This window comes from Thermus brockianus, from assembly GCF_021462505.1.
In the GTDB taxonomy this organism is placed as follows: Bacteria; Deinococcota; Deinococci; order Deinococcales; family Thermaceae; genus Thermus; species Thermus hydrothermalis.
On the sequence record NZ_JAKEDV010000012.1, the window covers coordinates 25,168 to 49,544 of the forward strand.

The following is a 24,377-nucleotide window of genomic DNA, read 5'->3' on the forward strand; positions in this document are numbered from 1 at the left end:
TCTAAAGCGGTCTAAGCTCTAGCCTGAGCACCTGGTTGCCGCTTAGGCGCACCGTCTGCACCAGGGTGCGGTAGCCCTTGGCCACCAGGGTGAGCTCGTACTCCCCCGGGGGCGCCTCCAGGCGGAGGTAGCCACCCCGGGCGAGCCCCACCTCTTCGCCGTTCAGGAAGACCCGGGCCTCCACGTTGAGGTAGAGCTCCAAGACAGCCCGCAGGGGCACAAGCTCCACAAAAAGCCGCAGGCTTTCCCCGGGGCGCACCTCCACCTGGGCCCGGTACTCGGTGTAGCCGGGGGCCACCACCCGCACCTCGTGCAGGCCGGCCTCGAGGCTAAGCCGCACGGAACCCCGCCCCACCAAGCGGCCGTCCACGTAGACCTCGGCCCCTTGGGGCCTCACCTCCAAGGAGAGCTCCCCGGTGCGGATGGGGGTAAGCCTGGCGGAAAGCCGCGTCTCCCGGCCCCGCTCCACCCGGACGCTGGCGGTGTAGGGCTCGTAGCCGGGAAGCCTAAGCTCCACCCGGTAGGTCCCCTCGTCCAGGGTGAGCCGCAAGGGGGTGCGTCCCCTAAGCTGCCCGTTCAGGTAGACCTCGGCCCCCGAGGGGCTGGACTCCAGGAGGAGGGTGCCGGTGCGGATGGGGCTTAGGCGCACGTCCAACCGCGTGGTCTCCCCCCGGCGCACCTCAATGCGGGTACGGTAGGGCTCGTAACCGGAAAGCCTAAGCTCCACCTCGTACCGCCCCTCGGGCAGGGCGAGGCTTAGGGGGGTGCGGCCCCGCAAGGCGCCATTCAGGTAGACCTCCGCCCCGCCGGGCGTGGAGGCCACCGCCAAGGTGCCCTGCCGGAGCTCGGGAACGAGCTGGGCGAAGATTTGCACCCGTTCCCCAGGCCTCGGGTTCACCGCCACCCGGTAGGGCTGGTAACCGGGAAGCCGCACCTCCACTTCCTGCCGCCCCGGGTTCACGGAGAGGGAAAGGGGCGTGCGCCCTTGGAAGCGGCCGTCCAGGTAGACCTCGGCCCCTTGGGGCCTCGAGTCCACCGCCAAGGTGGCGGTGGAAGGGGGCGGCGCGGTTACCCGGCCCACGTAGTAGCGGGCCACGTCCGTGACCCAGTCCCGGGCCGGAATGGGCTCAATGACGATGGAAAGCGCCCTCGCAAGCCCCTCCGCCCCCTCTACCCGCACCCGGTTCCCCTCCAGGTCCAAAATCTCCAGGAGGGAAAGGGGCCTCCGGCTCGCCACCGCCAGGATGCGGTCTTCCCCCTCAGGGCCGGTCACGGTGTAGCGGTAACGGGCCCATTCCGGGGGAAACCGCCGCGTCTCCCCCGCCCTTAGGAAGTTATCCCGCTCGTAGGCGTTGGGCAGGATGGGGTCTATCTTCCCGTCGGCGTTGATATTGAAGAGATAGACGTAGGCGTCTTGGTTCACGTTCACGTAGATGTGGATGGGCTCCCCCACCTGGTAAAGGGCCGTACCCCGCTTGCCGGGGTCCTTGTCCACCCAGACCTTGACCTGCAAATCCGTGGGCACCGGGTTGATGAGGATGCCCTGGGGGCTTAGCTGCTGGGCCAAAACTGCCCCCAATCCCAACACCGCTAGGAGGAACCTCCGCATATTCCTCACCTCCGCCCTCAGGCTAAAGGGTTCCTGTGAAAATCCTGAGGGAAGGAGGCCAAGGCCCCTTAAGACTCGGCGTAGGCCCCCAGGGCGCGGAAGCGGCGGTAGCGGTCCTGGTAAAGGGTTTCCGGGGTGAGGGCCTTGAGTTCCTCCAGGGTCCGCAGAAGGGCTTCCTTCACGTTCTGGATGGCCCGGTCCGGGTCCTTGTGGGCCCCGCCCTCGGGCTCGGGGATGACGGCGTCCACCACCCCAAGGGCCAGGAGGTCGTGGGCCGTGAGCTTAAGGGCCTCCGCCGCCTTGGGAGCCTCCTTAGCGTCCCGCCAGAGGATGGCGGCGCAGGACTCGGGGCTAATGACGGAGTACCAGGCGTTTTCCAGGATCAGGACCCGGTTGGCCACCCCGATGGCCAAGGCCCCCCCGCTTCCCCCCTCCCCCAGGATCACGGCAATGGCGGGCACCCTTAGGCGCCCCATGCGCTGGATGCTCTGGGCGATGACCCAGGCCTGGCCCCGCTCCTCGGCGGAAACCCCGGGGTAGGCCCCCGGGGTGTCAATGAAGCTGATGAAGGGGTAGCCGAAGCGGTCCGCCAGGTCCATGAGGCGCATGGCCTTGCGGTACCCCTCGGGGTGGGGCATGCCGAAGTTGCGCTGGAGGTTCTCCTTGGTGTCCCGCCCCTTCTGGTGGCCCACCACCACCACCTTCTGCCCCTCCAGGTAGGCGAGCCCCCCCACGATGGCGGGGTCGTCGGCGAAGGCCCGGTCCCCGTGGAGCTCCAGGAAGTCCTGGAAGGCCTTGGCCAACACGTCCAAGGTGGTGGGCCGCCCTGGGGCCCGGGCGAGCTGCACCCGCTGCCAGGGGGTGAGGTTGCCATAGATCTCCTGCTTGAGCCGCGCCAAGCGCTCCTCCAGAAGGCGGATCTCCGCCTCCAGGTCCACGCCCGTGGTGCGGGCAGTTTCCTTGAGCTCCTGGATGCGCTTTTCCAGTTCCAGGATGGGCTTTTCAAACTCCAGGGGCATAGGGGACTCCGGGGTGTAGGTGGCGCAGGGCCTGGACCACCTCCGCCTTGAGCCTACGGCGGTCCGTGACCCGGTCCACCATGCCGTGCTTTAAGAGAAACTCCGCGCGCTGGAAGCCCTCGGGGAGCTCCTGGCGGATGGTCTGGCGGATCACCCGAGGACCGGCGAAGCCGATGAGGGCCCCGGGCTCGGCGAAGATGACGTCCGCCAAGGCGGCGAAGCTGGCCGTGACCCCCCCCGTGGTGGGGTCGGTGAGGACGGAAACGTAGGGAAGGCGCTTGGCCCAAAGGAGGTCCAGGCTCATCACCGTCTTGGCCATCTGCATGAGGGAAAGGGCCGCCTCCTGCATCCTCGCGCCCCCCGAGGCGGCCACGATGACGAGGGCCCTGCCCTCTTCCGCCGCCCGCTCCACCCCCCGGGCGATCTCCTCCCCCACCACGCTCCCCATGGACCCCCCGGCAAAGGCGTAGTCCATGACCAAAAGGACGCTCGGGACCCCCCCGATGGCGCAGGTGCCGCCCACGATGGCGTCCTTGCGCCCCGTTTCCTTCTGGTAGGCCTCGAGGCGCTCCCTATAGGGCTTGGTGTCCACGAAGCCCAAGGGGTCCAGGGGGGCGAGGCGGGTGGTTTCCTGGAAGGTGCCGGGGTCGGCCAGCATGGCCACCCGCTCGGCGGCGGGCATGCGGTGGTGGTGGCCGCACTTGGGGCAGACGTAGAGGTTTTCCTTGAACTCCTTTTTGTAGAGCTGGGCCCCGCAGGCCTCGCACTTGGTCCAAAGCTCGGGGACGTCCCGGTTCTCCCCGCTCGGGCGCTTGCGGCGGAAAAGCCTCTCTAAGGCCACGCTACGCCTCCTTGGGAGCCTCGAGGGCCCGGCTCTCCCCAGCCAGGCTCTGGCCGATGAAGACCGCCCCCGCCTCCACGTCCAGGGCCTGGGCCCGCACGCTCCCCGTGAAGCGGGCCGTTTTGGAAAGGGCCACCTTCCCGGCCACGATATCGGCCTTGACCTCCCCGTGGATCTGCACCGCCTGGGCCTCTATGCGCTCCCCTTCTATGCGGCCCGTGCGCCCCACCTCCAGCTCCCCTTCCACGTAGACCGAACCCCGGACCAGGCCGTCTATGCGCACCTGGCCCTTGGCCTTGAGGTCGCCCAGGACCTCGGTTTCCGGGGCCAGGTAGGTGAGGGGGTTCTGCCTCCTTGCGAGCATCCGCCCCATTTTACCGGCCCGCCCAGGCGGGGGAAAGGTAGGGCCTGGGGTCCAGGGGGACGCCGTGGCGGTAGACGCCGTAGTGCAGGTGGGGCCCCGTGGAGCGGCCCGTGGAGCCCACGTAGCCCAGAACCTGCCCCCGCTCCACCCGTTCCCCAGGCCGCACCAGGATGCGGGAGAGGTGGCCGTAAAGGGTCTGGTAGCCCTCGGCGTGGTCCAAGAGGACGGCGAGGCCATAGGGCCCCATCCAGCCCACCCGGGCCACCACCCCGCCGCCCGTGGCGTGGACCGGCGCCCCGTAGGGGGCGGAGAAATCCAGCCCATCGTGGAACTCCAGGCCGGGGCCAAAGGGGTTTTTGCGGGTACCGAAGGAGGAGGTGATGCCCCCATGGCCCCGGAGGGGAAGCCCCCGGGGGAGGCTCGCCTCCACCTCCAACGTGCGCTCCAAGGCCGGAACAAGCTCCCGCACCTGGTTTTGCAGGTCCAGCACCGTGGCCCGCACCTCCGCCCACCCCGCCATGGCCCCCCCGCCCTGTCCCCCCTCTTGGTAGCGCACGGGCAGGGCGTTGAGGGGGGAAAGCCCGGCGCGGCGGCGGAGCTCGTCAATGGCCTTTTTCAAGGCTTCCAGTTCCCTTTTGGTACGCTCCGCCTCCTGGGAAAGCGCCCCGTTTTTGGCCTTTTCCGCCTCGAGGGCCAGGGAAAGCCTGCGGGCCTCCTGGGCCAAGGCGCGCATTCTGGCCTCCAAATCCCGGGCCTCCTGGGCCCGGTGCCAAAAGTAAAGGTTGGCCCCGCTCCACAAGGCCAAAAGGGCCAGGAGGAGGAGGGCCGCCCACCCGGGGAGGCTTAGGGCATGGCTCCCCCCGCCGCTTCGGGCGAGAAGGAGGGTGTAGCGCACGGGCCGCCTTTTCATCCCGCTAGAGTTTACCCTATCCCACCGCCTCCAGAACGAGGGGCAAGGGGCTTGCCGTTTCCCCCAAAAGGAAGGCCTCCCGCAGGTGGTCCAAGGCCTCCTCCACCCCCCGCCCCCGGTGGTAGAGGAGGGCCAGGGCCTCCCCCCTTTCCACCCGGTCCCCGGGCTTTTTCATGAGGTAAACCCCCACCCCGTGGTCAATGGCCTCGCCCTTCCTGCGCCGCCCACCCCCCAGGGCCAAAACCGCCAGGCCCACCCGGTAGGCGTCCACCTCCCGCACCACCCCGGCCTCCCGGCTCAGAAGGGGCAACTCTTCCCCAAGGGGCAGGAGGGAGAAGTCCTCCACCACCTTCGGGTTTCCTCCTTGGGCCTCGAGGAAGGCCCTAAACTTCTCCAAAGCGGCCCCGCTTTCCAGGGCCTTCTGGGCGAGGCCTGGGTCCAGGCCCTCGAGGCGCAAGGCTTCCTCCGCCAGACGCAAGGCCACCGCCACCAGGTCCTCGGGGCCCTCCCCCTTAAGGGCCAAAAGGGCCTCCCGCACCTCTATGGCGTTCCCCACCGCCCGGCCCAAGGGAGCCTCCATGCTGGTGAGGAGGGCCTTCACCCGCCTGCCCGCCCCTTGGCCGATCTCCACCATGGTCTTTGCCAGGAGGCGGGCCTCCTCCAGGGTCTTCATGAAGGCCCCCTTGCCCACCTTCACGTCCAGGACGATGCTCCGCGCCCCAGCGGCGAGCTTTTTGCTCATGATGGAGCTGGCGATGAGGGGGATGCTCTCCACGGTGGCGGTCACGTCGCGAAGGGCGTAAAGCTTCCCGTCCAGGGGAGCGAGGTCGGGGCTTTGGGCGGCGATGACGAGGCCCACCCGCCTAGCCCTTTCCAGAAACTCCGCCTCCGTCATCTCCCCCCGCCAGCCGGGCACGGACTCCAGCTTGTCAATGGTCCCCCCGGTGTGGGCCAGGCCCCGGCCGGACATCTTGGCGAAGGTGCAACCGCTTGCGGCCAGGATGGGCCCCACCACCAGGCTCACCTTGTCCCCCACCCCGCCCGAGGAGTGCTTGTCCACGGGATGGGGCAGGCCGGAAAGGTCCAGGACCTTCCCGGAATAGGCCATGGTCTCCGTGAGCCAAAGGGTTTCCTCCCGGTCCAGGCCCCGGAGGAAGGCGGCCATGAGCCAGGCGGCCACCTGGTAGTCGGGGACCTCCTCCTTCAGGTAGCCCAGGAGGAAGGCCTTTAGGTCTTCCTGCCGGTGCTTGCCTCCCTCCCGCTTCTCGCGGATGAAAAGCACGGGGTTCATGGGCCCATGCTACGCCAAAGCCGGGCCCTCCCGGTAAACCGCCCCCTCCAGGATGGGAGGAGCGGTTTACCGGATGCGCCCCATAGGACCCAGGCCCGCCTCGGCCGGGGCGTAGGCGGAACCCCCGACCGTTCGGAAAGAGGGAGCGCCCCTGGCCCTAGGCCTTACCCACGGAGCCAAAGAGCTCCATGCGGCTTTTCACCACCTCCTTCACCGCCTGCCGGGCCGGGCCCAGGTACTTCCTGGGGTCAAACTCCTTGGGGCTCTTCCCCAGGGTTTCCCGGATGAGGGCGGTAAAGGCCAGGCGCAGGTCGGTGTCGGTGTTGATCTTGGCCACGCCCAGGGCGATGGCCTTCCTGATGTCCTCGGGGTGGATGCCCGCCGCCTCCCCAATCTCCCCCCCGGCGGCGCGGAAGCGCTCCACGAGCTCGGGCGGCACGGCGCTCGCCCCGTGGAGGACGAGGGGAGCGGGGACAAGCTGGGCGATGCGCTCCAGGCGGGGGTGGTCAATGAAGGGACGGCCCTTCCCCTTGTAGGCCCCGTGGCTGGTGCCGATGGCCACCGCCAGGTAGTCGGCCCCCGTGCGCTCCATGAAGAGGCGGGCCTCCTCGGGGTTGGTGAGGAGGGCGTCCTTCTCGTCCACCGCCACGTGCTCCTCAATCCCCGCCAGGCGGCCCAGTTCCGCCTCCACCGTGACCCCCACGGCGTGGGCCGCCTCCACCACCCGCTTGGTTTCCCGGACGTTCGTCTCAAAGTCCTCGTGGGACTTGTCAATCATGACGCTGGTGAAGCCCTCCCTGAGGGCCTTGAGGACGCTTTCGTAGCTGGAGCCGTGGTCCAGGTGGATGGCCACGGGCACCCGGGCCTCCTTGGCCAGGGCCACCGCCATCTGGGTGAGGGCCCGGCCCCCGTACTTCATGGCCCCTTCGGATAGGGCCAGGATCACCGGGCTCCTAAGCTCCTCGGCGGCCTCGAGGATGGCCTGGGTGAACTCCATGTTGTTGGTGTTGAAGGCCCCCACCCCGTAGCCCTCGGCCCGCGCCTTCTTGAGGATTTCCAGTCCGGTCACCAGCATAAACGCCTCCGCCCGGGATTATACCCCGGGCGTGGAAGCGTGGAAACCAGGCCTAGTAGGCCTGTCCCGTGGCCTTGGTGAGGAGGAGGCGGAACTCGTGGGGGCTGGTGGCGGCGGAGAGGGCGTCCTCCAGGGAGATGAGCCCCTGGGTGTAGAGCTCCACCAGGTGTTGGTCAAAGGTGCGCATGCCGTGGATGCTCCCCTCCATCATGGCCTCCTTAATCTGGGGCGTCTTGTCCTCATCCTTGATGAGCTCCCGCACGTACGGGGTGGCGATGAGGACCTCGAGGGCCAACACCCGCCCCTGCCCATCCGCCCGGGGCAGGAGGCGCTGGGAAAGGATGCCGAGGAGGGATTCCGCCAGGAGGATGCGCACCTGCTGGTGCTCGTGCAAGGGGAAGAACTCAATGATGCGGTTGATGGTGCGCCAAGCGTCCAGGGTGTGGAGGGTGGAAAGGACCAGGTGCCCGGTCTGGGCGGCCATGAGGGCGGCCTCCACCGTCTCCTTGTCCCGCATCTCCCCGATGAGGATCACGTCGGGGTCCTGGCGCATGGCGTACTTGACCCCGGAGTAGAAGCTATCCGTGTCTAGCCCCACCTCCCGCTGCACCACCAGGCTCTTCTTGTGCCGGTGCAAAAACTCTATGGGGTCCTCAATGGTGATGATGTTCTTGGCGTAGTGCAGGTTGATGTGGTCAATGAGGGCCGCCAGGGTGGTGCTCTTGCCGCTCCCCGTGGGCCCGGTGACCAGGATGAGGCCCCGCTCCTTGGCCGCTAGGTTTTCCATAACCTCCCGGGGCAGGCCCAGGGCCTCAAAACTGGGGATGACCTCCGCCACCACCCGCATCACCAGGCCAAAGCTGCCCCGTTGCCTGAGGAGGTTACAGCGGAAACGGGCCACCCCGGGGATGGTGTAGGCGAAGTCCATCTCCTTCCGGTACTCCAGCTCCTCTTGTTGCTCCGGGGTGAGGAGGGCCCGCGCGATGGCCTCTGTATCCTTCGGGGTGAGGGGCCGGTTGCCAAAGGGCCTAAGCTTTCCGTCCACCCGGACCATCGGAGGGGCTCCCGCCTGCAGGTGGATATCCGAAGCCCGGGCCTGGACCATGGCCTTCAGCATCTCCAAAAGGCTTTGCTTTCCCTCGGAAGGGGCCTCGCTCATGGGTAGACCTCCAGGTTATCAATAAGCCGCACCTCGGGAAAGCGCCCGGCCACGATGCCCCTAGCCCCCTTCACCCAGTCGGAAAGGGGAAGGAGGGTCTCGGGGTCCACCAGGGCCAGGTAGTCCTTCCTAAACTCGGGCACCTCCGCCAAAACCGCCTCCCCAGCCCGCAGGGCCTCGGCCACGCTTCCGCCCTCCTTCGCCACCTCCCGCATGGCGGAAAGGGCCCTATAGAGCACGGTGGCCTTCTTGCGCCTTTCGGGGGAAAGGTAGACGTTGCGGCTGGAAAGGGCTAGGCCGTCCTCCTCCCGCACCGTGGGCACCCCCACCACCTCCAGGGGAAAGCCCAGGTCCCGCACCATCTTGCGGATCACAAGGAGTTGCTGGTAGTCCTTCTCCCCGAAGTAGGCCCGCCTCGGCCCCACCAGGAGGAAGAGGCGGGCCACCACCGTGGCCACTCCTTGGAAATGGCCGGGGCGCACCTCCCCTTCCCATAGGGCGGTGAGGGGGCCTTCCACCTGGACCCGGGTGGCAAAGCCCTTGGGGTACATCTCCTCCACGCTGGGGGCGAAGAGGAGGTCCACCCCCGCCGCCTCCAGAAGGGCCTGGTCCCGCTCCAGGTCCCGGGGGTAGCGGTGGTAATCCTCCCCAGGCCCGAACTGCAAGGGGTTCACGAAGATGGACACCACCACGAAGGGGTTTTCTGCCCGGGCCCTTTCCACCAAGGCCAGGTGGCCGGCGTGGAGGTAGCCCATGGTGGGCACGAAGCCCACCCCTTCCCGGGGCAACGCCGCCCGGAGTTCCGCCACGGTGCGGACCACGTTCACGGGGCCCAGTATACTTTCCCTGTGGGGAAGAGGAAACGGGAGGAAAAGCTCAAGAGAAAGGCCCTGAAGGAATGGGAGGCGCGCCGGCCCAAGACCTTCCGCGAGGCCTTAAAGTACTTCCCCGGGGTGTTTTTCCGCACCACCTTGGTGATGATGGGAGCGGTGAGCCTCATCCTGCTGGCGGCGGCCTTGGGGCTTAAGGTGGCGGCAAGCTTTTGGTTCCAGCTCCTCGTCTACCTGGGCTTCTACCTGGCCTTCCAGCGCTTCATCATGGGGCCTTTGGCCCCGCCCCGCATCAAGTAGTTAAAGCCTTTCGGCGTCGGCCCAGAAGCCCTCGAGGTCGTAGTACTCCCGGGCCTCGGGGGTCATGAGGTGGACCACCACCTCCCCGTAGTCCAGGACCACCCAGCGGGGGCTTTGCCCCTCCGTGGGCCTAGGGCGCAACCCCTCCTCCTCTAGCTTCTCCTGCACGTGCCGCTCCAGGGCCTGGAGGTGCGGGGTGCTGGTGGCGCTCGCCACCACGAAGTAGTCCAGGCTTTCGGAAACGGCCCTGAGGTCCAGGGCCACCACGTTCTCCGCCTTTTTTTCCCAAAGAAGTTCCTTAATGCGCCCGACGAGCTCTACCGCCTCCTTGGTCTTCACCATCTAGCCTCATTGTAGCAGGTCCTTCCCAAGCTCCACCACCACGCCCGAAAGGGGCCTATGGGGGGCGAGGAGGGGCAGGTGGAAAAGCTCGGCGTAGTAGGCCCCGGCCACGGGGTCTTGGGTGTAGACGGCGCTCCTCTCTACCCCCGCCTCCTCCAAAACGGGCCTTACCCCTTCCCTTTGCAAAAGCGCCTGCCCCCAGCGCAAAAGCGCCCCTTCTCCTCGCAACACCACCGGCACGTCCGGGGGTGCCAAAGGGGGGTTTTCGCCGAAGAAAGCGGCGAGGAAGCGGGCCCGGGCCTCCTCGTCCACGTAGAGGAAGGTGCCGGGGCCCTCCCGGGTGGGCAGGGTGGCCAGGGAAACCTTAAGCCCCTGGACGGCGGGTAGATAGCCCAGGACCTCCTCGAGGGTGAGGTCCGTGTCCAACTGGGCCCAGACCTCCCGCAGGGCCAGGGCCAAGGCGGGCCAGGTGCGGGGGTCTTGGGCTTTCCGCAAGACTTGGACCAACACCTCCTTGATGCGGTCCAGCCGGGCGTAGTCCCCCAGGGCATCGTGGCGGAAGCGCATGTACTTCACCGCCTCCTCCCCGTTTAGGTGGAGGCGGCCTGCGGGGAAGTCTATGAAGAGCCTGGCCGCCCGGTCGGTGTAGCGCATGGGCCTTTCCAGATAGACCTCCACCCCCCCCACGGCGTCCACCACCCGGGCCACGCTCTCCAGGGTGAGGATGAGGTGCCTTTCCACCACCATCCCCGTGGCCTCGGCCACCGCCCGCTTTAGAAGCTCCGCCCCACCCCGGCCGTAGGCGGCGTTCACCTTGCCCCCCACCAGGGGGCTATAGAGGTCGCGGGGGATGGCCACCCCCTTGGCCTCCTGGCCCCTTAGGCGCAGGTAAAAGATGGTGTCCGTGCGGGAACCGGGGCCGCAGGGGGTGTGGTAGCCGCAGTACTCTATGTCCCGGGCCGCCACCACCACCCCCATCTCCGGCAAGGCCCCCGCCCGCACGGGGCGCACCTCCCCCTCCTCCTTCGGACGGGGCAGGGAAAGAACGCCCCCAAGGGCGAAAAGCGCCAAGGCCAAGAGGAGGAAGGAAACCCTAGGGCGCATGTTGGAGGCTCTCGTACACCTCCAGGGTCCTGGGGTGGACGGGAATGCCCTTGCCCTGGAGGTAGTGCACCTTGTTGACCACCGCCTCCCGGTAGGCCTCCCGAAGCCTCCCCGAAAGGGCGAGGTCGCGGATCTCCCCGTTCACCCCCCTCCCGGGCTCGGAAACGTCGGCCACGTAGAGGGCCATGCCCAGCCCGTTCTCGGGGGAAACCCCGTAGACGTGCCCCTCTATGGCCTCCAGGACCTCCGGGTCCTCCACCCCCCAAGCCTCCGCCAGCCTGCGGGCCGCCCGGCCGTGGAGGGCCAAGGGGTGGGCCCTCTCCACCTCGTTCTCCGGGGAGGCTAGGCGCAAAAGCTCCTCCAAAGGCAGGTCCCGCGCCGCATCGTGCAGAAGCCCCGCCAAGTAGGCCCGTTCGGGGTCTAGGCCGTTCCTCTCGGCGATGGTGCGGGCAAGCTCGGCCACCCGCAGGATGTGCGCCCACCTTTCCGGGGTCACCAAAGGCCTCACCTTTTCCAAAAGCTCAGCGGTAGAGGGCGTGCTTTTCAAGGTACACCTCCACGGCCCGGGGCACCCAGTAGCGCACGGAAAGCCCTTCCCGGATGCGCCGCCTGATCTCGGTGCTAGAGATGCCCACCTCCGGCACCCAAAGGGGCACCACGGGCACGGGCATCGCCTCCAAAGGATACCCCGGGCGGGCCACGGCCACCAGGGTGGCGAGCTCGTGGAGCCGGTGCCCTTCCTTCCAGGTGAGGACGTCCCGGTAGGCGTCGGCCCCGGTGATGAAAAAGAGCTCGTCCTCGGGGAAAAGCTTGCGGGCTTCCTCCAGGGTATCCACGGTGTAGCTGGGCCCGGGGCGGTCTAGCTCCAGCCTCGAGGCCCCAAACCTCCGGTCCTCCGCCGTGGCCAAGAGGACCATCTCGTACCGGGCCTCCGGGGGGGCCACGGGGGTCTTGTGGGGCGGACGGGCGGCCACCACGAAGAGGACCTGGTCCAGGCCCAGGGCGCTGGCCGCCTCGCTGGCGGCGATGAGGTGCCCCAGGTGGATGGGGTCAAAGGAGCCGCCAAAAAGGCCAATCCGCACCCTAGCCCTCCGGGATGTACTCAAACTCCAGCCCCCCCAGGCGCACCACGTCCCCCGCCCGCACCCCCTTGGCCCGAAGGGCCGCCTCCACCCCGTGACGCTTGAAGACCTCCTGCAGGTACCCCGCCGCCTCGGAAAGGTCGCCCTTTAGCCGCTTGAGGTAGCGCTCCACCTCCGGGGCCCGCACCTCGTAGACCCCCTCAGCCACGGGCACCACCTCCACCCCTGCCCGCACCTCGGTCTTGGGGATGGGCTTGGGCAACTCGGGAGCCGGGGTGGCCTGGACCAGGCTCCAGAGGGCCTCCTTTAGCGCATCCAGGCCTTCCCCGGTAAGGGCGCTCACCGGAAGGACGGGAAGGCCCTCCGGGAGGAGCTCCGCCACCCTGACCTCCACCTCCTTGGGGGCGAGGAGGTCCACCTTGTTGAGGGCGATGAGGGCCGGGCGGCGGAGGAGGGCGGGGTCGTAGGCCCCCACTTCCTGGCGCAAGGTGGCGAGGACCTCCTTGGGGTTTTCCGTGGCGTCCAGCACGTAGAGGAGAACCCGGGTCCGGGCGATGTGGCGCAGGAACTCCAGGCCAAGCCCCTTCCCCTGGCTCGCCCCCTCAATGATCCCCGGGATGTCCGCCAGGGTGAAGCGGGCCTCCTCGGAAAGCTCCACCACCCCCAGGTTGGGGCTCAGGGTGGTGAAGGGGTAAGGGGCGATCTTGGGGTGGGCGCGGGTGGTGGCGGCGAGGAGGCTGGACTTGCCGGCGTTGGGATAGCCCACGAGGCCTACGTCGGCGATGAGCATGAGCTCCAGGCGGAGTCTGCGCCTCTCCCCCTCCTCCCCCGCCTCGGCGAAGCGGGGAGCCTGGCGGGTGGGGGTGACGAAATGGGTGTTCCCCCGCCCCCCCTCCCCGCCCCGGGCCACCAGGAGCACCTCCCCTTCCTGGGTCAGGTCCCCCAAAAGCTCTCCCGTGTCCGCATCGTAAACCCGGGTCCCCCGGGGCACCTCTATGTAAAGGTCCCGCCCGGCGCGGCCGTGCTGGCCGCTTCCCTTGCCGTGCTCCCCGTCTTCCGCCTTATAGGTGCGCTTGGAAAGCTCGGAAAGGGAGTCCACGCTCCCCCGGGCCCGGAGGTAGACGCTCCCCCCCCGCCCCCCGTCCCCCCCGTCCGGCCCTCCTTTGGGCACGAACTTTTCCCGGCGGAAGGAAACGGCGCCGTCGCCACCCTTGCCGGCGGCGACGGTGATGAGGAGAACGTCTTGGAACACCTTACGCCAAGGGGCGCACGTGCACGTACCGGCCTAGACGCCCCTTGTCCTGGAACTCCACCACCCCGTCCACCAGGGCGAAGAGGGTGAAGTCCCGGCCCATGCCCACGTTCTTGCCCGGCTTGAACTTGGTGCCCCGCTGGCGGACCAGGATGTTACCCGCCCGCACCACCTGGCCGCCGTAACGCTTCACGCCCAAGCGCTTGGCCTGGGAGTCGCGGCCGTTTTTGGTAGAACCTAGACCCTTTTTATGCGCCATGGCTCACCCCTGGATTTCCTTGATGAGGATCTCGGTGTAGGGCTGGCGGTGCCCCTTCTTGCGCCGGTACTGAACCTTGGCCTTGAACTTGGAGATGGTGATCTTCTTGCCCCGGCCGTGGGCCAGCACCTCGGCCACCACCTTGGCCCCCTCCACGAAGGGGGTCCCTACCCGTATTCCCTCGCCCCCCAAGAGCAGGACGGGGAGCTCCACCTGGCTGCCGGGCTCGGCGGCCAGCTTCTCCACCCTGAGCTTAAGCCCGGGCTCCACCCGGTACTGCTTTCCACCCGTCTTGACGATTGCGTACATGGCCTTCCCCTTCCCAAAGCCCCAGAGGGCCTACCGGTCTTCCACTATACCCAAGCGGGGGGCTTCCCGCAAGCGCCTCTGCTGCTGCGTTCTCCTCCTTTTTTCCGTAGGGGCTTGACCAAGGGAAAACAAAGAGGGGGTTGGGTAAGGTATGCGAATGCTCCTCCTCCTTTAGACCACCACATGGGCCCCCACGGTCTTCCGGCTCCCCAGAAAACCCGCGCCCACCCACCCCTCCCCCTTTCCCTGCCCGAACCGAGTTAGGGGTCCAGGCCCTGGGGTATGTCCCCCTTTTCCTCCCTAGACCGGGGCTTTGACCGGGTCTCCCGGATGGGGCAGGAGGAATGGGACATGGGGTTCCTCATCCGGTCCCTACGCCAACGGGAGGTGGAGATGGAGGAGGGGGAGCGCTACCCGGAGGTGCGGGAGGCGGAGGGCAAGGGGGCTTGGCTTTCTGGGTACGACGGGAGGAGGGTGGAGGTGAAGCTCTTTCTGGCCCAAGGTCCTCCTTCCCTGCGGGGCGTGGCGGTGCGGGTGCTTGGGGGTTTTTCCCAGCAACCGGCACGGGGTGGGGGAAGGGATGCGAGCTCAGCTCCGCCTGCACTTGACAAAGGTGCCAAGCTTCACTATAGTTAAGGATGGCGACGCGGGGTGGAGCAGCCTGGTAGCTCGTCGGGCTCATAACCCGAAGGTCGCGGGTTCAAATCCCGCCCCCGCAACCAAACCGCCCCCGGGCACAATGGGCCCGGGGGTTTTGCCTTACCCTTAGGGCATGGACTGGGAGGTGCGCCAAGACCCCGAGCGCCTCTACAAGCGCTTCCGCTTCAAGGACTTCCGGGAGGCCCTGGCCTTCGCCAACCGGGTGGGGGAACTGGCCGAGGCCCAGGGCCACCACCCCCGCCTCACCGTGGCCTGGGGCCAAGTGGAGGTGGAGTGGTGGACCCACAGCGCCGGGGGCATCACGGAGAAGGACCGGGAGATGGCCCGCCTCACGGATAGCCTCCTGTAGGCTAAGGGCATGGAGGCGCGGACCCTCGAGCTCGTCTTCCCCGAGCACACCAACCCCTTGGGGGCGGCCTTTGGCGGCTTCGTCCTGGGCCTTATGGACAAGGTGGGCTCCTACGCCGCCGCCCGCTACGCCAAAAAGCCCGTGGTCACCGTGGCGGTGGGGAGCGTGGAGTTCAAGGTGCCCATCCGCACCGGGGACCTCCTGGAGGTGGTGGCCCGGGTGGTGCGGGTGGGGCGCACCTCCTTGACCGTGGAGGTGGAGGTGTACAAGGAACGCTTCGGCCACGAAAACGGCCGCACCCTCGCCACCAAGGGCACCCTCACCTACGTGGCGGTGAACGAGAAGGGGGAGCCCGTCCCCGTGGAGGCCCATGCGGGTGCTGATTGACGCCCAGTGCCCCTACTGCCGGGCCTTGGGAGAGGCCCTAAAGGCCCTGGACCTGGGGAAGGCCCTTCGGGTGGAGCCCCTACAAGGGGCCACGGACCTGGAAAAGGAGGCCCTTCTCCGGGAGCTCCACGTCCTGGAGGGGGAAAGGGTCTACCGGGGCTATGGGGCACTCCTCCACCTGGCCCGCCGCCTCCCCCTCCTTTGGCCCCTTTTCCCCTTCCTCTACCTCCTAAGCCCTTTGGGGAAGCCCCTTTACCGCCTCCTGGCGGCGCGGAGGCCCCGTGCCTGAGCTGCCCGAGGTGGAAACCACGAGGCGCCGCCTCCTCCCCCTCCTAAAGGGGAAACCCCTCCTAAGGGTGCGCCACCAGGACCCCCTGCGCTACCGCCACACGGAACGGGCGGAAGGAAAGCGCATCCTGGACATCGGGCGCCGGGGGAAGTTCCTCCTCTTCGCCCTTTCCGGGGGGCTGGAGATGGTGGTCCACCTGGGGATGACGGGGGGCTTCCGCCTCGAGGCCACCCCCCACACCCGGGCCACCCTGGAGTTCCCCTCCTTCCCCCTCCACTTCCACGACCCCCGGCGCTTCGGCCGCATCTGGGTGGTGGAAGGGGGAAACTACCAGGAAATTCCCCTCCTAAGCCGCCTCGGCCCCGAGCCCCTTTCGGAAGATTTCCGACTGGAAGGCTTCCTCCAAGGGCTTCGCCGAAGCGCCAAGCCCCTCAAGGCCCTCCTCCTGGACCAGACCCTGGCGGCGGGGGTGGGGAACATCTACGCCGACGAGGCCCTCTTTCGGGCCCGCCTCCACCCCTTGCGCCGGGCCAAGGAACTCCGCCCCGAGGAGGGGGAAAGGCTTTTCAGGGCCCTAAAGGAGGTCCTGGCCGAGGCCCTCGCCCTTGGGGGAAGCACGCTTTCCGACCAAAGCTACCGGCAGCCCGACGGCCTCCCCGGAAGCTTCCAGGAGCGCCACGCCGTCTACGGGCGGGAAGGCCTCCCCTGCCCCGCCTGCGGCGCGCCCATCCGGCGGCAGGTGGTGGCGGGGCGGAGCGCCCACTTCTGCCCCCGGTGCCAGGGCTAGCCCCCGTAGAACCAGCCCGTGTCCCACATGACGAGGGGCTTGGCCTCGTACCGCACCCCCGCCCCCACCACCTCCGCCACCACCACGCTGTGGTCCCCGCCGGGGTAGAGGTGGCGCACCTCGGCCTCGAGCCAGTAGGGGAGTTCGGTGAGGAGGGGGAGGCCCAGGGTGGGGGAAGGCGCAAAGGGGTGGCCGTTTAGGGTGTTCCCCTCCCTCTGCGTGGGCTTGAAGAAGTCCTGGGCGATGGCCTTCTGGTCGGCGGCGAGGGTCATGAGGGCGAGTTTCCCCGTGCGCTCTATGAGGGCGTGGAGGTGGCTATCCCGCTTCACCCCCAGGGCAATGAGGGGCGGGGTGAAGGAGGCTTGGGTCACCCAGTTCACCGTGCCGGCAGCGTAGTCCTCGCCGTCTTTGGCCGTGAGGATGTAAAGGCCGTAGGTGAAGCTCCTTAGGACCTTCTTCTTGGCCTCCAGGTCCATGTCCCCATTCTAGTCTTCCCGGAGGGTCCGGAGCAAAGCCTCGTGGATGCGGCCGTTGGTGGCCACGATGTAGCGGTGGCCCAGGCGGTAGGGCCTCCCCTCCAGGTCCGTGACCTTCCCCCCCGCCTCCTCCACCAAAAGCCACCCCGCCGCCACGTCCCAGGGGTTGAGCTTCACTTCCCAGAAGCCCTCGAGGCGGCCCGCCGCCACGTAGGCCAGGTCCAAGGCGGCCGCCCCCGGCCGCCGCACGAGAAGCCCCCGCCTCAGGGCCCGGGCGAAGTAGGTGAGGTTCTCCGGGTCCTGGGCCACGTCGTAGGGGAAGCCCGTGGCGAGGAGGCTTCCCAGCAACTCCGCCCGCTCCGTGACCCGGATGGGCCGCCCGTCCAGGTACGCCCCCCCGCCCCTCAGGGCGTAGAAGACCTCCCCCCGGGCGGTGTCCATCACCACCCCCGCCTGGACCACCCCCTCCACCTCCAGGGCCAGGGAAACCCCGTAGAAGGGGAAGCCGTGGGCGTAGTTCACCGTGCCGTCCAAGGGGTCCACGATGAAGCGGAGGGCCTTTCCCCCCTCGCTTCCCCCCTCCTCCCCCAAGAACCCCGCCTCGGGGAAGCGGGCGAGGAGGAGTTCCCGGATGGCCGCCTCCGCCTCCCGGTCCGCCTGGGTCACCAGGTCCGTGGGGCCCGACTTGGTCCCCTGGGTGAAGCCCTTGGCCAGGTAGTAGGCGTGGATGCCCCGGGCGAGGTCCGCCGCCTCCAGCATGGCCATGAGATGGGGAAAGAAGGGATGACCCTTCACGCCCCCATCATAAAGGCCCGCACCCGGGCGAAAAGGGCCTTAAGCTTCTCCGGGCTCTTCACCCCCGCCGCCGCCTCCACCCCGCTCGCCAGGTCAATGGCGTAGGGCCGGAGGGCCAGGGCCTCGAGGGCGTTCTCCGGGGTGATCCCCCCGGCGAGGATCACCCGCTTGCCCGTGGCGAGGAGGGGCTTGGCCCACTCCCTGGGGTAGGGCTCGCCGCTTCCCGGGAGGCGGCTATCCAGGAGGAAGGCCCAGGCAGGGTAGTGGGCCCACTCCGGCCTGGCGGGGCCCTCCAGGGGGAAGGCCTTGATGACGGGGAAGAAGCGGCCGATGGCCTCCGCCCACTCCGGGGGCTCCTCCCCGTGGAGCTGGGCCACCTGGAGCCGGGCCTCCTCCATGAGCCTCAAAACCTCCCCGGGGGGCTGGTCCCGGAAGACCCCCACCCGCACCACCAAAGGCCCCAGGGCCCGGGAGATCTCCCGGGCCGCTTCCGGGGCCAGGCGCCTTTTGGACCCGGGGGCCAGGACGAAGCCCAGGGCGTGGGCCCCGAGCGCCTCAGCGAGGAGGGCGTCCTCGAGGCGGGTGAGACCGCAGATCTTCACCCGCACCATCCGCCTAGCCGCACTTGGAGTAGCCGCAGGCCTGGCACTTGTAGCAGGCCTCTTCCCGCACCAACGCCTTCTCCCCGCACACCGGGCAGGTCAAAGCCCCAGGGAGGGCGAGGCCTCCCCCGGAAAGCGGCAGGGGGGCTTCCGCCTCCTCGGGGGGAAGGCCCCGTTTGAAGGCCTGGGGAATGGTCTCCAGGGCCACGGCGATGAGGTCCGCCTTGCTGGACACGAGCCTCCCCTGGTAGCTCCCGTAAAGCCCCCCGTTGATGCCCCTAAGGGTCCGGATGATGGCCTCGGGGGGCACCCCGTACTGGAGGGCGATGGACACCACCCGGCCCAGGGCTTCGCTATCGGCGTTGGCCTCGTCCCCCGCCTTCCCCGAGGTGAGGATGACCTCAATGGGCCTATCCCCGAGGAGGTTCACCGTGACGAGGAAGCTCCGCTTGGCCCCCTCGGGGGTAAGGAGCTTCACCATGTCCGTAAAGCCCATGAGGCGCCCCGGGCGCTCGTAGACGGGACCTTCTGGCCTCTCCTCCCGCTTTGGCGCGCTTGCTGGGGCCGCCTGGGGCTCCCCTTCGGGCGCCTTTTTCTCCTTGCCCTTCTCTTCTTTCTTCACCGTGAGCACCTGGAACTCCCGGGAGCCATCCCGGTAGACGGTAATCCCCTTGCACCCCGTGCGGTAGGCCTCGGCGTAGGCCGCCTCCACGTCCGCCACCGTGGCCTCATGGGGCAGGTTGATGGTGTTGTGGGAGAGGACGCCGTTCACCACATAGCGGTGGACCTCCTCCACCTCTATGTCGTACATTTCCACCTCGCCCACATCCTCCACCTCCACCACCCTAAAGGCCAACACCTCCGTGGGCCAACCCAGACGGTCCGCGGTGCAGTTGTAAACGTGGGAAACCCCCCTGCTCCGCACCGACCTTAGGTTTGTGTACCCAGGATGGTGCACCCCCACGCGGGTGGCCTCCACAACCTCCTCCGGAACGAACACCCTGTACTGCCTGTCCACCCGGGGAATGCGTTTATGGACCTCAATAGGCTCCACCAGTTCCTGCAGGGGACCCGAAACGACCACCGAATGGACGAAGTATGTCTCCTTAGGTGCTTCTACTTTCTTGCGCCCCTGGTACACCTGGGGCAACCCGAAGCTCCGGGCCACCTCCGCAGCCTCGTAAGCAAGCCGGGCACTCTTGCCCTCGTAGACCACGAGGCCCAAGTCCGGACGAGCATAGCCATCCAAGGTCAGCCCCTTAAGGAAAGCGAGCTTCTCCTCGGCGTTTCCCTGAAGGATCTGGCGCGGCACCCGCTTTTCAGCGGCCCCCTTGCCGATTAAAGCCTCCACGTAACGGACCAGGCGCCTGGAGGTAAGGTACAGGTTGCGCACCCCCGTGCGTTTGTCCACCGTTACCTTGGGTTCCGTGCCGAAGAGCCGTTGGACCACCTCTCGGAAGGTCGCTTCCACCTCCGGGCTCTTGGTGGCTATGCCCACAAAACCGGTGCTCTCCACCGTGGAACCGTCCGCGGCCAACATGCCCAGAAAGAGGGCCAGTTCGGGGCTCATCCTTTCGGGCAGAGGAAGGGCCTTGGCGTTGGTGCGCAGGGGAAACTCTAGCGAAATAGGGGCTCCCCCAGGACCATGGGCGGGAACCAGCTTGCCCAAAACGAGGTCTCCGGGCTTAAGCTCCCGCATCAGGCGCCAACCCTGGGGAGTGAGGACGCGGTGGCTCTCCCACGCACCCACCAACTCCGCCCCATTGTCTAGGCGCACCCGAACCCCCCTCTTCTTGCCAGCGAAGTAGTGGGCGGTGATGCGGTATCCCTCCGCCGTGTACAAGCCGTCCACCGGGGCAAAGGTGTCCTCGGGATGGGGTGGGGCGATCTCCTCAACGGGGATGAGCCCTTTGGAGGTAGGAATCAGGGTGCCCTTGGCGATGCACTTAGATAGGGAGTTGGCGGCGTACCCCTCGGCGTCAAAGGCCCGTTGCACCACTCCCTGCATGCGCACGTGGTCCAAGGGGTGGATGTCGTGGGCGCACCGGAAGACCCTGCGGATGGGCTCGGGCACGAAGGAGAGGTTCTGCACGGAGCCGTGGCCGTCCCGTTGGATCTCCTCAACGATCTTGTCCCAGTCCCACTTCCCGTCCTTCTCGTAGCCGGGGGCGGGCGGGTAGGCCTCCATGAGCTCCACGAAGAGGGGGTGGAGGAGGGGCTTGTACTCCCCGCCGATCCTCCGCCAGACGAAGGGACTAAAGACGGGCTCAATCCCGCTGCTAACCCCCATGAGCATGCTGGTGGTGCCCGTGGGGGCCACGGTGAGGACGGCCACGTTGCGCCGGGGGCGGATGCCGAGCTCCTGGAAGTACTCCCGGTGCGCCTCGTAGAGGGGGAAGGGGCCCCTTTCCTCGGCGAGGGCCTCCGAGGCCTTGATGGCCTCCTCCCGCATGGCGGAGATGATCTCGTAGACCTTCTCCCGGGCCGCCTCGGAGTCGTAGGGGAGGCCCATCTTGATGAGGGCGTCCGCCAGGCCCATGACCCCAAGACCCAGGCGCCTCAGGCTTTTCGCCGCCTCCTCGTTGTCCTTGAGGGCGAAGCGGTTCACGTCCAGGACGTTGTCCAGGAAGCGGATGGCGGTATGCACGTCCCGGCGGAAGGTTTCCATCTGGAACTCCCCGTCCTTCACGTAGGCGGCGAGGTTCAAAGCCCCGAGGTCGCAGGGCTCGCCCACGGTGAGTGGGATTTCACCGCACGGGTTAGTGGAACGAATCCAAAAACGCTCCCCCAACCCCTTCAGCGCCGAAAGGGCGTTGATGCGGTCCACGAAGATGAGCCCCGGCTCCCCCGTGGCCCAGGCGTGCCAGGCGATCTCGTGCCAAAGCCAACGGGCAGGGACCTTGCCCCCAAAGAGCGGGATGGGCTTGGCCCCGTCCTCCCGCTCGGGAAGCTCGGGGAGCTTCCCGGTGTAGGGGCCTTCCAGGGGGTATGGGTAGTACTTGCCGGGAACCTCAATGGGGGTCACGGGCCAAAGGGCATCCTCCTCCAGGGCCCGCATGAAGGCGTCGCTCACCAGGACGGAGATGTTGAAGGTGGAGATGTCCCCTTCCGCCTTCTCCCGGTCCAGGTCCTTGGCGGTGAGGAAGTCCAAGAGGTCCGGGTGCTCAATGGAGAGGGTGGCCATCCCCGCTCCACGGCGGGTACCTCCCTGCCGCACCACCCGGAGCACAGGGGCATAGACGTAGCGCAAGGTGGCCACGGGACCCGCCTCTTCCGCCCCCAAGGCCGCCCACTCCAAGAAGTTGTCAAAGATCTCAAAGAGGAAGCTCACCGGGCCCGAGCTCGTCCCCCCGCTACCCCGGATGGGGGCCCCTTCGGGCCGAAGGAGGGAGAAGTCCACGTGGGCGACAAGCCCCCGCCTCGCCCGGTCCGCCGCCTCCTTGGCGGCGTCCACGATGCCCCCCATGTCATCGGGAACCCGGATAACGTCCTCCGGGGGTTCCTGGGCCAGGGCCACCCCGTAGCGCTCCGCCAAGGCCTTTAGCTCGGGAGAAACCTCCCCGTAGACTACCCGGGCAAAGTTCTTCAGGGCGATTTCCTCTTTCGGTCCATCGGGGTTGATGGGGGGACGCATGAGGCCGCGGATGAAGTCCTCCACATCGGGGTGGCTTGCGGCCAGGTAAGCCACCCCCTGCACGGGCCGCCGCTTCCTCCCGCCCTTGGAGCGGTAGGGGTCCAGGTTCACCCCGTTCCCCCCGCCCACCTTGGTGACCAGGGCGAGCTTTCTGGCCACCTCCATGATGCCGGCAAAGCTTTCCGGAGGGTTTTCCGTGGCCCCTTGGACGAAGCAGTTGAGGAGGTTGCCGTGGGCGGTACCGGCCCCCGCCAGGATGCGCCCGCCCGGGGAGAAGCGCTTGGTGGCCATGAGCTCGTAGAACTTCTCCTCCCAGTAGGCCCGCGCCTCCGGGCGCTCCACCTTGGCCATTTCCCGGGCCACCCGGCGGAACATGCCCAGGATGTCCCCGTCTTCGGGCTGGAGATACTGCCGCTTGGCAATGGCTTGGGCGTGCTCGTCAAAGAAATAGGGCTCCATAATGCCTCCCACATCCCCCATATCTTGGGGCCTACGGCGGGAATACTACTACTCCTTGGGTTTTCACGGCAAGTGGGGGGGCGCACATTTAGCCCCGCTCCACCTCCACCCGCACCTTGTAGTTGCCCCTTCGGGTGGCGCCCAGGACCTCGAGGAGCCGGAGGCTTCCCAACCCCTCGGCCAGGAGGGTATCCCCAGGCCGCACCTCGTCCTTGGGGGAAGCGGGCCTTCCCCTCAGGCGCACCTTCCCCGCCTTCACCCCCTGCACGAAGTAGCTCCGGGAAACGCCGAAGCCCTTGGCCCCGAGGGCGTCCACCCTTAGGGAGGGCACCACCAGGGTGCGCACCCCCTTGCTGGCCTTGAAGGCGGCCTCGGGGGCGGGGTGGAGGGTATAGCCCGCCTCCAGAAGGGCCTTTTTCCCCTCGGGAAGGAGGGCCACCACATAGCCCTCCTCCCAGGCCTCCACGTCCCCCAGGGCCTCTCCCAGGTCCGGGGGCTCCTTCTCCAGGAGGTAGACCTCCACGGGGTCCTGGACGCTCGGGACCTCCTCGGGGTAGAGGATGGCCACCTTGCGCTCGGCCAAGGGGAAGCCCCCAAAGAAGGAAACCTTCAACCCTTCCGCCCGGGCCTTTTCCTCCAAGAGGGCTTGGTCCTCGGGCTCCAGAAAGCCCGTGCGCACCACCCGCCCGCCCCGGGCCCGTTTCAGGTAGGCGGAAAGGTCCATCACCCCTCCCGCACGGCGAAGCTGAGGGTGGCGCTCGCCCGCTCCTCCCCCTCCACCAAAGCCTTCACCGCCACCTTGCCGAGGCCGCGGCGGAAGAGGAGGAGTTCCCCTTCCAGGATGAGGGTGTCCCCCGGCACCACGGGCTTTTTAAACCGGGCCTCCTCCACCCCCACCAGGAAGACGAGCCCCCCCGGCTTGAAGCCGGGCTGCTTGGCGATGGTCCCCACCGCCGCCTGGGCCATGGCCTCGAGGATAAGCACCCCCGGCATGATGGGGTAGCCGGGGAAGTGCCCCTGGAAGTGGGGCTCGTTGAAGGTCACGTTCTTCAGGGCGCGGAAGCCCTTCTCGTCGGCTTGGAGTACCCGGTCAACGAGGAGGAAGGGGTAGCGGTGGGGGAGGAGTTTCAGGATCTCCTGGATGTCCAAGCCTCACCTCCTTAGGACATCGTCGGAGGAGAGGATGGTGTCCTCGAGGACGTGGAGCATCTCCAAGGCCTTGCCCGTGCCCAGGGCCACGGCCTCAATGGGGTTTTCCGCCACCACCACGGGCACCCCGGTGGCCTCCTGCAAGGCCACGTCCAGGTTCTTGAGAAGCGCCCCACCCCCGGTGAGGAGGATGCCCCGTTCGTAGATGTCGGAGGCCAGTTCGGGCGGGGTGGTTTCCAACACGCCCTTCACCCCCTGGAAAATCTTCTCCAAGGGCTCCTTGAGGGCCTCGGCCACGTCCTCCGCCGGGATCTCCGCCGTGCGGGGAAGGCCGGTGACGAGGTCCCGCCCCCGGACCTCCGCCACCTCCTTCTCCTCCCCCGGCAGGAGCTTGGCCCGGCCCAGCTGGATCTTGAGCTCCTCGGCGGTGCGCTCCCCGATGAGGAGGCTGTACTTCTGCCGGACGTAGCGGATGATGGCCTGGTCCATCTCGTTCCCGGCGATGCGGAGGCTTTCCGAGCGGACGATGCCCCCTAAGGAGATGACGGCGATGTCCGTGGAGCCGCCCCCGATGTCCACCACCATGCTCCCCGTGGGTTCGGCCACGTTGATGCCGGCCCCGATGGCGGCGGCCAAGGGCTCCTCAATGAGGTAGACCTTCTGGGCCAGGGCGGAAACCGCCTGGACCACGGCCCGCCGCTCCACGTCCGTGACCCCGGAGGGCACCCCCACCATCACCCGGGGCTTGAAGAAGCGGCTTAAGGGGGAGAGCACCTTCTGCAGGAAGAGGAGGAGCATGCGCTCGGTGAGGGCGTAGTCGGCGATGACCCCGTCCTTTAAGGGGCGCACGGCCACGATGTTGCCGGGGGTGCGCCCCAGCATCCGGTAGGCCTCGGCCCCCACCGCCTTCACCTCCCGCTTCCCCTGCACCACGGCGATCACCGAGGGCTCGCGGAGGACGATCCCCTTCCCCCGCACGTAGATGAGGACGCTGGCCGTCCCCAGGTCAATCCCGATGTCCTCGCCCCGAAGCATATCGCCCCA

The 24,377-nt window shown here is 67.8% G+C and carries 29 protein-coding genes and 1 tRNA gene; 7 read left to right on the plus strand and 23 right to left on the minus strand.

All coding sequences use genetic code 11. The annotated features are described in order from the left end of the window. Position 1: 1 nt before the first annotated feature. The 9 genes from LXN00_RS11980 to panC form a co-directional block, all read right to left on the minus strand. Positions 2 to 1,609 (minus strand): PEGA domain-containing protein, encoded by a 1,608-nt coding sequence (locus LXN00_RS11980; protein ID WP_234508523.1) that lies wholly within the window; start codon positions 1,607 to 1,609, stop codon positions 2 to 4. Positions 1,610 to 1,677: 68 nt separating this feature from the next. Continuing rightward, complete coding sequence (locus LXN00_RS11985) at positions 1,678 to 2,628, minus strand: acetyl-CoA carboxylase carboxyltransferase subunit alpha (protein ID WP_234508525.1); 951 nt, start codon at positions 2,626 to 2,628, stop codon at positions 1,678 to 1,680. Then, the gene (gene accD / locus LXN00_RS11990; protein ID WP_234508527.1) at positions 2,612 to 3,469 is read right to left on the minus strand and encodes an acetyl-CoA carboxylase, carboxyltransferase subunit beta; all 858 of its coding nucleotides are present in this window, start codon (positions 3,467 to 3,469) and stop codon (positions 2,612 to 2,614) included. Before accD ends, LXN00_RS11985 begins: the two co-directional genes overlap by 17 nt. Before the next feature lies 1 nt (position 3,470). After that, positions 3,471 to 3,833, minus strand: a complete 363-nt coding sequence (locus LXN00_RS11995; RefSeq protein ID WP_234508529.1) for a bactofilin family protein — start codon at positions 3,831 to 3,833, stop codon at positions 3,471 to 3,473. Between the two features lie 10 nt (positions 3,834 to 3,843). Beyond that, the gene (locus LXN00_RS12000) at positions 3,844 to 4,743 is read right to left on the minus strand and encodes a M23 family metallopeptidase (protein WP_234508531.1); all 900 of its coding nucleotides are present in this window, start codon (positions 4,741 to 4,743) and stop codon (positions 3,844 to 3,846) included. A gap of 16 nt (positions 4,744 to 4,759) precedes the next feature. Next, entirely contained in the window at positions 4,760 to 6,034 is a 1,275-nt protein-coding gene (locus LXN00_RS12005; RefSeq protein ID WP_234508533.1) for a thymidine phosphorylase, read from the minus strand. A 157-nt stretch (positions 6,035 to 6,191) separates the two neighbouring features. Beyond that, positions 6,192 to 7,109 (minus strand): class II fructose-1,6-bisphosphate aldolase, encoded by a 918-nt coding sequence (gene fba, locus LXN00_RS12010; protein WP_234508535.1) that lies wholly within the window; start codon positions 7,107 to 7,109, stop codon positions 6,192 to 6,194. Between the two features lie 52 nt (positions 7,110 to 7,161). Then, positions 7,162 to 8,268: a type IV pilus twitching motility protein PilT gene (locus LXN00_RS12015; RefSeq protein WP_234508536.1), complete on the minus strand. Its 1,107-nt coding sequence runs from the start codon at positions 8,266 to 8,268 to the stop codon at positions 7,162 to 7,164. Beyond that, positions 8,265 to 9,095, minus strand: a complete 831-nt coding sequence (panC, locus tag LXN00_RS12020; protein ID WP_234508538.1) for a pantoate--beta-alanine ligase — start codon at positions 9,093 to 9,095, stop codon at positions 8,265 to 8,267. Before panC ends, LXN00_RS12015 begins: the two co-directional genes overlap by 4 nt. 21 nt (positions 9,096 to 9,116) lie before the next feature. Here panC and LXN00_RS12025 point away from each other — a divergent pair, with 21 nt between their 5' ends. Further along, positions 9,117 to 9,398, plus strand: a complete 282-nt coding sequence (locus tag LXN00_RS12025; protein WP_234508540.1) for a hypothetical protein — start codon at positions 9,117 to 9,119, stop codon at positions 9,396 to 9,398. Here the strand turns inward: LXN00_RS12025 and rsfS are convergent, their stop codons facing one another. The 7 genes from rsfS to rplU are packed head-to-tail and all read right to left on the minus strand — an operon-like array spanning position 9,399 to position 13,746. Then, entirely contained in the window at positions 9,399 to 9,740 is a 342-nt protein-coding gene (gene rsfS, locus LXN00_RS12030) for a ribosome silencing factor (RefSeq protein ID WP_234508542.1), read from the minus strand. It lies immediately after the preceding gene. Positions 9,741 to 9,746: 6 nt separating this feature from the next. Then, entirely contained in the window at positions 9,747 to 10,844 is a 1,098-nt protein-coding gene (locus tag LXN00_RS12035; protein ID WP_234508544.1) for an LCP family protein, read from the minus strand. Further along, entirely contained in the window at positions 10,834 to 11,391 is a 558-nt protein-coding gene (gene yqeK / locus LXN00_RS12040) for a bis(5'-nucleosyl)-tetraphosphatase (symmetrical) YqeK (RefSeq protein ID WP_234508546.1), read from the minus strand. The genes LXN00_RS12035 and yqeK overlap by 11 nt, the downstream gene beginning before the upstream one ends. Beyond that, on the minus strand, positions 11,366 to 11,926 hold the full coding sequence (nadD, locus tag LXN00_RS12045) for a nicotinate-nucleotide adenylyltransferase (RefSeq protein ID WP_234508548.1): 561 nt from the start codon (positions 11,924 to 11,926) through the stop codon (positions 11,366 to 11,368). Before nadD ends, yqeK begins: the two co-directional genes overlap by 26 nt. Before the next feature lies 1 nt (position 11,927). Then, the gene (gene obgE, locus LXN00_RS12050; RefSeq protein ID WP_234508550.1) at positions 11,928 to 13,178 is read right to left on the minus strand and encodes a GTPase ObgE; all 1,251 of its coding nucleotides are present in this window, start codon (positions 13,176 to 13,178) and stop codon (positions 11,928 to 11,930) included. 1 nt (position 13,179) lies between these two features. Beyond that, on the minus strand, positions 13,180 to 13,437 hold the full coding sequence (gene rpmA / locus LXN00_RS12055; RefSeq protein ID WP_126164836.1) for a 50S ribosomal protein L27: 258 nt from the start codon (positions 13,435 to 13,437) through the stop codon (positions 13,180 to 13,182). A 3-nt stretch (positions 13,438 to 13,440) separates the two neighbouring features. Continuing rightward, a complete protein-coding gene (gene rplU / locus LXN00_RS12060) occupies positions 13,441 to 13,746 on the minus strand; it encodes a 50S ribosomal protein L21 (RefSeq protein WP_234508552.1) in 306 nt (101 codons plus the stop codon). Positions 13,747 to 14,028: 282 nt separating this feature from the next. On the opposite strand from rplU, the gene LXN00_RS12065 reads away from it, so the two are divergent. The 6 genes from LXN00_RS12065 (at position 14,029) to LXN00_RS12090 (ending at position 16,218) form a co-directional block, all read left to right on the plus strand. Continuing rightward, a complete protein-coding gene (locus LXN00_RS12065) occupies positions 14,029 to 14,382 on the plus strand; it encodes a hypothetical protein (protein ID WP_234508554.1) in 354 nt (117 codons plus the stop codon). Between the two features lie 9 nt (positions 14,383 to 14,391). Continuing rightward, positions 14,392 to 14,468, plus strand: a tRNA-Met gene (locus tag LXN00_RS12070). A gap of 50 nt (positions 14,469 to 14,518) precedes the next feature. Next, the gene (locus LXN00_RS12075; RefSeq protein WP_234508556.1) at positions 14,519 to 14,755 is read left to right on the plus strand and encodes a 4a-hydroxytetrahydrobiopterin dehydratase; all 237 of its coding nucleotides are present in this window, start codon (positions 14,519 to 14,521) and stop codon (positions 14,753 to 14,755) included. 9 nt (positions 14,756 to 14,764) lie between these two features. Next, entirely contained in the window at positions 14,765 to 15,142 is a 378-nt protein-coding gene (locus LXN00_RS12080; RefSeq protein ID WP_234508558.1) for an acyl-CoA thioesterase, read from the plus strand. Continuing rightward, a complete protein-coding gene (locus tag LXN00_RS12085) occupies positions 15,126 to 15,431 on the plus strand; it encodes a thiol-disulfide oxidoreductase DCC family protein (protein ID WP_234508560.1) in 306 nt (101 codons plus the stop codon). Before LXN00_RS12080 ends, LXN00_RS12085 begins: the two co-directional genes overlap by 17 nt. Next, on the plus strand, positions 15,424 to 16,218 hold the full coding sequence (locus LXN00_RS12090; protein ID WP_234508562.1) for a DNA-formamidopyrimidine glycosylase: 795 nt from the start codon (positions 15,424 to 15,426) through the stop codon (positions 16,216 to 16,218). Before LXN00_RS12085 ends, LXN00_RS12090 begins: the two co-directional genes overlap by 8 nt. On the opposite strand, the gene LXN00_RS12095 is transcribed toward LXN00_RS12090, so the two are convergent. The 7 genes from LXN00_RS12095 to LXN00_RS12125 form a co-directional block, all read right to left on the minus strand. Then, positions 16,215 to 16,694, minus strand: a complete 480-nt coding sequence (locus LXN00_RS12095) for a flavin reductase family protein (RefSeq protein ID WP_234508563.1) — start codon at positions 16,692 to 16,694, stop codon at positions 16,215 to 16,217. The two genes, LXN00_RS12090 and LXN00_RS12095, sit on opposite strands and share 4 nt — an antisense overlap. A gap of 9 nt (positions 16,695 to 16,703) precedes the next feature. After that, positions 16,704 to 17,459 (minus strand): inositol monophosphatase family protein, encoded by a 756-nt coding sequence (locus tag LXN00_RS12100; RefSeq protein WP_234508587.1) that lies wholly within the window; start codon positions 17,457 to 17,459, stop codon positions 16,704 to 16,706. Positions 17,460 to 17,485: 26 nt separating this feature from the next. Next, the gene (locus tag LXN00_RS12105) at positions 17,486 to 18,097 is read right to left on the minus strand and encodes a phosphoribosylanthranilate isomerase (RefSeq protein WP_234508589.1); all 612 of its coding nucleotides are present in this window, start codon (positions 18,095 to 18,097) and stop codon (positions 17,486 to 17,488) included. 7 nt (positions 18,098 to 18,104) lie between these two features. After that, on the minus strand, positions 18,105 to 22,184 hold the full coding sequence (locus LXN00_RS12110; RefSeq protein ID WP_234508566.1) for an adenosylcobalamin-dependent ribonucleoside-diphosphate reductase: 4,080 nt from the start codon (positions 22,182 to 22,184) through the stop codon (positions 18,105 to 18,107). An 88-nt stretch (positions 22,185 to 22,272) separates the two neighbouring features. Further along, a complete protein-coding gene (locus tag LXN00_RS12115; RefSeq protein WP_234508568.1) occupies positions 22,273 to 22,911 on the minus strand; it encodes a S4 domain-containing protein in 639 nt (212 codons plus the stop codon). Continuing rightward, entirely contained in the window at positions 22,908 to 23,333 is a 426-nt protein-coding gene (gene fabZ / locus LXN00_RS12120) for a 3-hydroxyacyl-ACP dehydratase FabZ (RefSeq protein ID WP_234508569.1), read from the minus strand. Before fabZ ends, LXN00_RS12115 begins: the two co-directional genes overlap by 4 nt. Before the next feature lie 3 nt (positions 23,334 to 23,336). Further along, positions 23,337 to 24,368, minus strand: coding sequence for a rod shape-determining protein (locus LXN00_RS12125; RefSeq protein WP_234508570.1), 1,032 nt, complete (start codon positions 24,366 to 24,368; stop codon positions 23,337 to 23,339). Positions 24,369 to 24,377: the final 9 nt, after the last annotated feature.

Excerpts from the sequence above, each read along its gene's own strand:
- LXN00_RS11980 (WP_234508523.1), bottom strand. The coding sequence starts at position 1,609 with ATGCGGAGGTTCCTCCTAGCGGTGTTGGGATTGGGGGCAGTTTTGGCC.
- LXN00_RS11985 (WP_234508525.1), bottom strand. The coding sequence starts at position 2,628 with ATGCCCCTGGAGTTTGAAAAGCCCATCCTGGAACTGGAAAAGCGCATC.
- LXN00_RS11995 (WP_234508529.1), bottom strand. The coding sequence starts at position 3,833 with ATGCTCGCAAGGAGGCAGAACCCCCTCACCTACCTGGCCCCGGAAACC.
- LXN00_RS12000 (WP_234508531.1), bottom strand. The coding sequence starts at position 4,743 with ATGAAAAGGCGGCCCGTGCGCTACACCCTCCTTCTCGCCCGAAGCGGC.
- LXN00_RS12005 (WP_234508533.1), bottom strand. The coding sequence starts at position 6,034 with ATGAACCCCGTGCTTTTCATCCGCGAGAAGCGGGAGGGAGGCAAGCAC.
- fba (WP_234508535.1), bottom strand. The coding sequence starts at position 7,109 with ATGCTGGTGACCGGACTGGAAATCCTCAAGAAGGCGCGGGCCGAGGGC.
- LXN00_RS12015 (WP_234508536.1), bottom strand. The coding sequence starts at position 8,268 with ATGAGCGAGGCCCCTTCCGAGGGAAAGCAAAGCCTTTTGGAGATGCTG.
- rsfS (WP_234508542.1), bottom strand. The coding sequence starts at position 9,740 with ATGGTGAAGACCAAGGAGGCGGTAGAGCTCGTCGGGCGCATTAAGGAA.
- LXN00_RS12035 (WP_234508544.1), bottom strand. The coding sequence starts at position 10,844 with ATGCGCCCTAGGGTTTCCTTCCTCCTCTTGGCCTTGGCGCTTTTCGCC.
- rpmA (WP_126164836.1), bottom strand. The coding sequence starts at position 13,437 with ATGGCGCATAAAAAGGGTCTAGGTTCTACCAAAAACGGCCGCGACTCC.
- rplU (WP_234508552.1), bottom strand. The coding sequence starts at position 13,746 with ATGTACGCAATCGTCAAGACGGGTGGAAAGCAGTACCGGGTGGAGCCC.
- LXN00_RS12065 (WP_234508554.1), top strand. The coding sequence starts at position 14,029 with ATGTCCCCCTTTTCCTCCCTAGACCGGGGCTTTGACCGGGTCTCCCGG.
- LXN00_RS12075 (WP_234508556.1), top strand. The coding sequence starts at position 14,519 with ATGGACTGGGAGGTGCGCCAAGACCCCGAGCGCCTCTACAAGCGCTTC.
- LXN00_RS12080 (WP_234508558.1), top strand. The coding sequence starts at position 14,765 with ATGGAGGCGCGGACCCTCGAGCTCGTCTTCCCCGAGCACACCAACCCC.
- LXN00_RS12085 (WP_234508560.1), top strand. The coding sequence starts at position 15,126 with ATGCGGGTGCTGATTGACGCCCAGTGCCCCTACTGCCGGGCCTTGGGA.
- LXN00_RS12095 (WP_234508563.1), bottom strand. The coding sequence starts at position 16,694 with ATGGACCTGGAGGCCAAGAAGAAGGTCCTAAGGAGCTTCACCTACGGC.
- LXN00_RS12100 (WP_234508587.1), bottom strand. The coding sequence starts at position 17,459 with ATGGCCATGCTGGAGGCGGCGGACCTCGCCCGGGGCATCCACGCCTAC.
- LXN00_RS12110 (WP_234508566.1), bottom strand. The coding sequence starts at position 22,184 with ATGGAGCCCTATTTCTTTGACGAGCACGCCCAAGCCATTGCCAAGCGG.
- LXN00_RS12125 (WP_234508570.1), bottom strand. The coding sequence starts at position 24,368 with ATGCTTCGGGGCGAGGACATCGGGATTGACCTGGGGACGGCCAGCGTC.